Annotated in this window: 6 protein-coding genes; 4 read left to right on the forward strand and 2 right to left on the reverse strand. The window is 75.9% G+C overall.

Annotated elements, in window-relative coordinates; translation table 11 throughout:
• A partial coding sequence (gene sucB, locus ACWGKU_RS13290) for a 2-oxoglutarate dehydrogenase, E2 component, dihydrolipoamide succinyltransferase (RefSeq protein WP_452191436.1) occupies positions 1-1,542 on the forward strand: 1,542 nt, incomplete at its 5' end.
• A 157-nt stretch (positions 1,543-1,699) separates the two neighbouring features.
• Entirely contained in the window at positions 1,700-2,215 is a 516-nt protein-coding gene (locus ACWGKU_RS13295) for a DUF4240 domain-containing protein (protein WP_401052546.1), read from the forward strand.
• Between the two features lie 6 nt (positions 2,216-2,221).
• Here ACWGKU_RS13295 and ACWGKU_RS13300 read toward each other — a convergent pair whose 3' ends face one another.
• Entirely contained in the window at positions 2,222-3,361 is a 1,140-nt protein-coding gene (locus ACWGKU_RS13300; protein ID WP_452178371.1) for a DUF2510 domain-containing protein, read from the reverse strand.
• Positions 3,362-3,530: 169 nt separating this feature from the next.
• The gene (locus ACWGKU_RS13305) at positions 3,531-4,028 is read right to left on the reverse strand and encodes a GNAT family N-acetyltransferase (protein WP_359897009.1); all 498 of its coding nucleotides are present in this window, start codon (positions 4,026-4,028) and stop codon (positions 3,531-3,533) included.
• An 83-nt stretch (positions 4,029-4,111) separates the two neighbouring features.
• On the opposite strand from ACWGKU_RS13305, the gene ACWGKU_RS13310 reads away from it, so the two are divergent.
• A complete protein-coding gene (locus ACWGKU_RS13310; protein ID WP_359897007.1) occupies positions 4,112-5,017 on the forward strand; it encodes a TIGR01777 family oxidoreductase in 906 nt (301 codons plus the stop codon).
• A gap of 579 nt (positions 5,018-5,596) precedes the next feature.
• Positions 5,597-6,928 (forward strand): FAD-dependent oxidoreductase, encoded by a 1,332-nt coding sequence (locus ACWGKU_RS13315; protein WP_401054957.1) that lies wholly within the window; start codon positions 5,597-5,599, stop codon positions 6,926-6,928.
• The last annotated feature ends 81 nt before the right edge of the window (positions 6,929-7,009 follow it).

Below are 7,009 nucleotides of genomic sequence, written 5' to 3' on the forward strand. Positions count from 1 at the left end.
GCCCCGGTCGCCGCTCCGGTCGCCGCCGCCCCGGCCCCGGCTCCGGTCGCCGCCCCGGCCCCGGCCCCGGTCGCCGCCGCGCCGGCCGCCGACGCCACCCCGGTGCTGCTGCCCGCGCTGGGCGAGTCGGTCACCGAGGGCACCGTCACCCGCTGGCTGAAGGCCGAGGGTGACACCGTCGAGATCGACGAGCCGCTGCTCGAGGTCTCCACCGACAAGGTCGACACCGAGATCCCGTCGCCGGTCGCCGGCACCCTGGTGAAGATCCTGGTCGGCGAGGACGAGACCGCCGAGGTCGGCGCCCAGCTCGCGCTGATCGGCGCCGCCGGTGCCGTCGCCGCCGCCCCGGCCCCGGTTGCCGCCCCGGCCCCGGTTGCCGCCCCGGCCCCGGTTGCCGCCCCGGCCCCGGTTGCCGCCCCGGCTCCGGTCGCCGCTCCGGCCCCCGCTGCCCCGGCCGCCCCGGCTCCGGCTCCGGTTGCCGCCCCGGCTCCCGCTGCCCCGGCGCCGGCCCCGGTCGCCGCCCCGGCGCCCGTTGCCGCTCCGGCCCCGATTGCCGCCCCGGCTCCGGTCGCCGCCCCGGCCCCGGTTGCCGCTCCGGCCGCTCCGGTGGCCGACAGTGGTGACGCCTACGTCACCCCGCTGGTGCGCAAGCTCGCCGCCGAGCACGGCGTCGCGCTGGCCTCTGTCGCCGGCACCGGCGTCGGCGGCCGCATCCGCAAGCAGGACGTCATCGCCGCCGCGGAGGCCGCCAAGGCCGCTCCGGCCCCGGTCGTCGCTGCCGCCCCGGCCGCCGCGCCGAAGGCCGCCGCCTCGCCGTCCGCCCTGCGCGGCCAGACGGTCAAGATGACCCGCATGCGCAAGGTCATCGGCGACAACATGCTGAAGGCTCTGCACGAGCAGGCCCAGCTGACCAGCGTGGTCGAGGTGGACGTCACCAAGATCATGTCGCTGCGCGCCAAGGCCAAGGAGGGCTTCCTGGCCCGCGAGGGCGTCAAGCTCTCCCCGATGCCGTTCTTCGTCAAGGCCGCCGCCCAGGCGCTGAAGGTCCACGCGGTCGTCAACGCCCGGATCAACGACGCCGAGGGCACGGTCACCTACTTCGACACCGAGAACATCGGTATCGCGGTGGACTCCGAGAAGGGTCTGATGACCCCGGTCATCAAGGGTGCGGGCGACCTCAACATCGCCGGCATCTCGAAGAAGACCGCCGAGCTGGCCACCAAGGTCCGCGACAGCAAGATCACCCCGGACGAGCTGTCCGGCGCCACCTTCACCATCAGCAACACCGGCTCCCGCGGTGCGCTGTTCGACACCGTGATCGTGCCGCCGAACCAGGTCGCCATCCTGGGCATCGGTGCCACCGTCAAGCGCCCGGTGGTCATCGAGGCCGACGGCGGCACCGCCATCGGCATCCGCGACATGACCTACCTGTCGCTCTCCTACGACCACCGCCTGGTGGACGGCGCCGACGCCGCCCGCTACCTGGTCGCGGTCAAGGAGATCCTGGAGGCCGGCGAGTTCGAGGTCGAGCTCGGCCTCTGACCCCACCAGGTCCCCGCGGAACCCCGCGTACGGAACCCCGCGTCGTCCCCGGACGGCGCGGGGTTCCGCCGTTCCCGGCCCCCGGACACGCCGAGTCCCGGGTCGCACCGAGTCGCGGCATGCGCGGACGCGGCCGAACGGGGATGCTTGAGCGGTGATGGACGAGACGGACTTCTGGCAGATCATCGACGAGACCCGGGACGACGCCGACGGCGACCCCGACGAGCAGGCAGACATCCTGGTGGAACGGCTCCTCCAGCTGACCCCGGACGATGTGATCGACTTCGCCCGGCTGTTCCAGGCGCGGTTCCAGCGCGCCTACCGCCACGACCTGTGGGGCGCGGCCTACCTGATGCTCGACGGCGCCTCCGACGACACCTTCGACTACTTCCGGTCCTGGCTGATCGGCCAGGGCCGGGAGGTCTTCGAGGGCGGGCTCACCGATCCGGACGACCTGGCGGACCTGCTGCCCGAGTTCGACGAGGAGGAGGACGGCGAGGCCGAGGACCTCGGCTACGCCGCCGACGAGGCGTACGAGCGGCTGACCGGGCTGCCGCTGCCCGAGGTGGGCGTGCGGCAGCCCGAGCGGCCGGCCGGGCCGGGGCTGGACTTCGACGACCCGGACGTCATGGCGAAGCGCTTCCCCAAGCTCTGGGAGCGGTACGGGGACTGAGGGCGGTCAGGTGCTGCTGCCGGAGGAGCTGTCCTGCTTGATGCCCTTGAGGATCTGGTCCAGCACCGCGAAGTCCGGCGCGGCCGGACTGTCGTCCACGCCGCCCTCCATGACCACGTAGCCGCCCCCCTTGGCCGGGAGGGCGGCCAGCAGGACGTAGCCCTGGGTGCCGTCCGTGGTGCGGATGTGCCAGCGGGTGGCGTAGCCGAGCACTCCGGCCACGCTGATGTACCCGGAGCCGGCGTCGGTGTGCGAGCTGACGCCGGAGAAGACCTGCCCGGCGTAGGAGGGCATCTGGGCGTCGGCGGCGGCCTTGGGCGTGGTGCCCTGGATGATGTCCTTCTCGACCGAGAACTGGCCGCGGATGCAGGAGCTGCCGTCCGGGCAGGTGTAGCGGTCGGTGCCGAGGTAGACCGTCGAGTGCGGCGGGTTGTCGGACACCACCCAGCCGTCGAGGACCGGCACGGTGATCGCGTGCTCCGGGTCGGGGACGGTGCTCTTGACCGCCGGCAGGGGCTTGGGCGCCGCGGGGCTGCTGGTGGGCGCGGTGGGGCTGGGGCTCGGCGTGGGGCTGCTGCTCCGGGGCGCGGTGACCGTGGGGTCCGGGGTCGGGTCCGCCCGGTGGTCGCCGCCGCTGTTGAAGACGACCCCGGCGACGATCCCGGCCACCGCCAGCACGGCGACCGCGATGCCGATGATCAGACCGGTCTTCGGTCGGGCCGGCCCGGCCGGCGGCGGGTAGCCCGGGCCCGGGTAGCCGTAACCGGGGCCGTAGCCGGGGCCCTGGGGCGGGTAACCGCCCTGGGCCGGGCCGGGGTAGCCGCCCTGCGCCTGGTAACCGCCCTGGGCCTGGGCCTGGGGCTGGTACGCATCCTGGCCCGGGTAGCCGTAGGCGGGTGCCTGGTGGGCGTCCTGGCCCGGGTAGCCGTAGGTCGGGGCCGCCGGGCCGCCCGGGTACCCGTAGCCGGGCTTCCGGTCGGACGGCGACCCGGTCTGGGTGGGGGCGTCGGCGAGTCCGCCCGCGACGCCGCCCTGGAGCGGTCGGACCTCGGCCGTCCAGGCGTTGCCGTCCCACCAGCGCTCGTGACCGGGGGTGCCGTCCGCACCCGGGACCGGGTACCACCCGGGAGGCGTCGAGTTGCTCACGGGCGTACGGTACCCGGCACGGCGGCGCTCCAGACAGGTCGGGACTGTCACGACTCTGCACCGCCCGGCGGGCGGCCAACCTCCCTTGGCGGCAGGCCTGTTCGAACGGCCGGCGCGCGGGCGGGGCGGGAGGACCGCGCGGGTGCGGGCAGGGCGGCTGCCCTGCCGCTCAGTCGGCCAGGCCGCGGGCCATCCAGATGTCGTCCACGTACCGGCCGTCGATCAGGAACTCCTCGGCCAGCGAGCCCTCGACGACGAAGCCGCAGCTCTCGTAGAGGCGGCGGGCCGGAGCGTTCCACCCGAGCACCCGCAGGCTCATCTTGCGGGCGCCCTCGGCCCGGGCCGCCGCACAGGCCGCGTCGACCAGCCGCCGGCCGATGCCCCGGCCGCGGACGGTGCCGTCGACGGCCAGGCCCTGGATCTGCCGCACGTGCCGGTTGCTCGCCAGCCGGGTGGCCGGGACCTGCCGGATGTAACCGACGATCCGGCCGTCCAGCACGGCCAGCAGGTAGTGCTCGGGGGCGTGCCGCTCGTCGAAGAGCGGGTCCTCGACGGGCGGTTGCGGGGAGACGTCGGACAGGACGGACCAGGCCGCGTGGTTGAGGACGGCGAGTTCGCGCTCGTCCTCGCTCCGCGCCGTACGGATGATCAGATCGTCGTCAGGCATGCGCGTCATGCTAACGGCGCACGCGGAGGTGACGGCCGGTCGGGAACACCGCGGGAGCGCGCGGGAGCTGCGAGGATGGGCGCATGCGCATCGCTGTCACGGGTTCCACGGGTTTGATCGGTTCGGCGCTCGTCCGCTCCCTGCTGGCGGACGGCCACGAGGTGGTCCGGCTGGTCCGGCACCGCTCGAAGACCGGCCCACGGCCGGACGGCAGCACCGCGATCGGCTGGAACCCGCTGCTCGGCGAGGTCGAACGGGACGGACTGACCGGGGTTCAGGCCGTGGTGCACCTGGCCGGCGCCGGGGTCGGCGACCGCCGCTGGACGGACTCCTACAAGCGGGAGATCCGGGAGAGCCGGGTGTACGGCACCGAGACGCTGGCCGTCGCCCTGGCCGGGCTCAAGGAGCCGCCGCAGGTCCTCGTGAGCGCCTCCGCGGTCGGCTGGTACGGGCAGACCGGCGACCGGGTGATCGACGAGGACTCCCCCGCCGGCGACGACTTCCTGGCCGAGGTCTGCCGGGAGTGGGAGGACGCCGCCCGGCCGGCCGAGCGGGCCGGGATCCGGGTCGTCCACCCGCGCACCGGCATGGTGCTGTCCGCGGCCGGCGGGGCGGGCGGGCGGCTGTTCCCGCTGTTCAAGCTGGGTCTCGGCGGGCGGCTCGGCGACGGGCGGCAGTACTGGAGCTTCATCTCGCTGCACGACGAGGTGGCCGCGCTGCGGTTCCTGATCGACCACGACGACCTTTCCGGCGCCTTCAACCTCACCGCGCCGAACCCGGCGACCAACGCCGAGCTGACCACCGCGCTGGGCCGGGCGCTGCGGCGGCCGACGCCGTTCCCGGTGCCGGAGGCGGTGCTCAAGGCGGTGCTGGGCGAGCTGGCGATCGAGGTGGTCGGCAGCCACCGGGTGGTGCCGCGGCGGCTGCTGGACGCGGGCTTCCGCTTCACCCACCCGGACGTGTACTCGGCGGTGCTCGCCGCGATGTGACGGGTGCGCGGGGCGGCGTCAGGGGCACGCGCGGAGCGGGTGCCGGGCGACGGGGCGGGCGCGGCCGGCGGGGCGGGCGCGGCCGACGGGACGGGCGCGGCCGACGGGACGGGCGCGGCCGACGGGACGGGCGCGGCCGGCGCGCGGGTTGGTGCGGCTCCTGGGGCGGGTGCTGGGCGGCGGGCGCGCGGGGTGGCTGCGCGCGCCGGGAGGGTAGGCGGGCGCGCGGGTCGCGCGAAGCCCGTACGTACTCCGACGACGGTATCCGCCCTGGCCAGCGGCATATGCCGAGTGGGGCCCGAGGGGGCCCGGGGAGGGGGCGCACGGGAGCACATGGCGGGCGCGTCGCACGCCCCCGGTGACCGTACGCGCCCACCGACCCCCGAACCCGGCCACCACGGCGCACTGTCCGTGACCACTCCCCCGCCTGGTGCCGCAGGACCCTCCCCGGCCTTCGGATCCGGCCCGATGCGCTTGTCTGATGCTCACACTGACTGGGCATCACCCTCCACGGACCGTGTCCCGGCACCCCGCTGCCTGCGTCGGCCGGAGCCCCGGGACCAGGGAGGGAGCACCCCAGTGCCCACGTACGACTTCACCCGCCGCGCCCGCCGGCCGTCCGACCCGGACGTCGTCGTGGTCGGCGCCGGACTCGCGGGCCTGGCCGCCGCCCGCGCGCTCACCGGCCACGGCCTCACCGTTCAGGTCCTGGAGACCACCGACCGGATCGGTGGCCGGATGGCCACCCGCGAGCAGGACGGATTCCGGCTCGACGACGGCAGTCACCTGTTGAACACCGCCTTCCCCGAGCTGCGCCGCACGCTCGACCTCGACCGCCTCGACCTGCGCCAGCTCGCGCCCGGCGTGCTGGTGCACAGCGCCGGCCGCCGCTACCGCGCCGGGGACCCCCAGCTCACCGTCGCCCGGCAGGCCGCCGCCCGGGCCCCGCTCGGCAGCCCGCTGGACAAGGCCCGGCTGGCGGGCCGGCTCGGCCGGCTCGCCGCCACCCCGGTCGGCCGGCTCCAGGCCCGTCCGGAGACCACCGCCGCCCGCGCACTGGCCGGCCACGGCCTGGCCCAGCGCACCGTGGACGGCTTCCTGCGACCGCTGCTCAGCGCCCTGCTCTCCGATCCGGCGCTCGGGACCAGCAGCCGGGTCGCCGACCTGGTGCTGCGCTCGTACGCGCGTGGGCGGCTCTGTCTGCCCGCCGCCGGGATCGCGGCGGTGCCGGCCCAACTGGCCGCCGCCCTCCCCGCCGGCACCGTCCGCACCCGGGTGCGGGTCACCTCGATCGCCGCGGACGGCGTGGAGACCGCCGCGCACGGGCGGATCGGCGCCCAGGCCGTCATCGTCGCCACCGACGCCCGCTCCGCCGCCGAACTGCTGCCCGGGCTGCGGCTACCGGACTTCCACCCCGTCACGACCTTCTACCACGCCGCCGACGCCGCCCCGCTGGGCGAGGCCGTCCTGCTGCTCGACGGCGACCGGCCGAACGGGCACCCGCCGCTGGTCTCGCACTCACTGGTGCTCAGCGAGCTGCACCCGTCCTACGCCCCGGCCGGCCAGTCGCTGATCGCCACCACCGTGCTCGGGCGGCGCGCCTTCGACGTGGGCGGCCCGGCCGGTCTGGAACCGGCCGTCCGGGCCCGGCTGGCCGAGCTGTACGGTGGCTCGACGTCGGGCTGGCAGTTCCTCGGCGTGCGGCACGTCCCGGACGCGCTGCCCGCGATGCCGCCGCCGCACAACCCCCGCCGCCCGGTGCGGCTGCTGGCCGGGCTGTACGTCGCCGGGGACCACCGGGACACCAGCACCGTGCAGGGCGCGCTGGTCTCCGGGCGGCGGGCGGCACAGGCGGTGCTGGGCGACCTCGGTGTCCCCGCCGACGCCCGGGAGGCGGAGGCGGCGGCCTGACGGCCCGGCCCGGCCCGCGCCCGCGCCCGGGCACAGGCGCGGGCACGGCGAGCGGCATCGGCAGGCTCCTCGGCTCCGGCG

The sequence above is a fragment of the Kitasatospora sp. NPDC054768 genome (assembly GCF_053612025.1).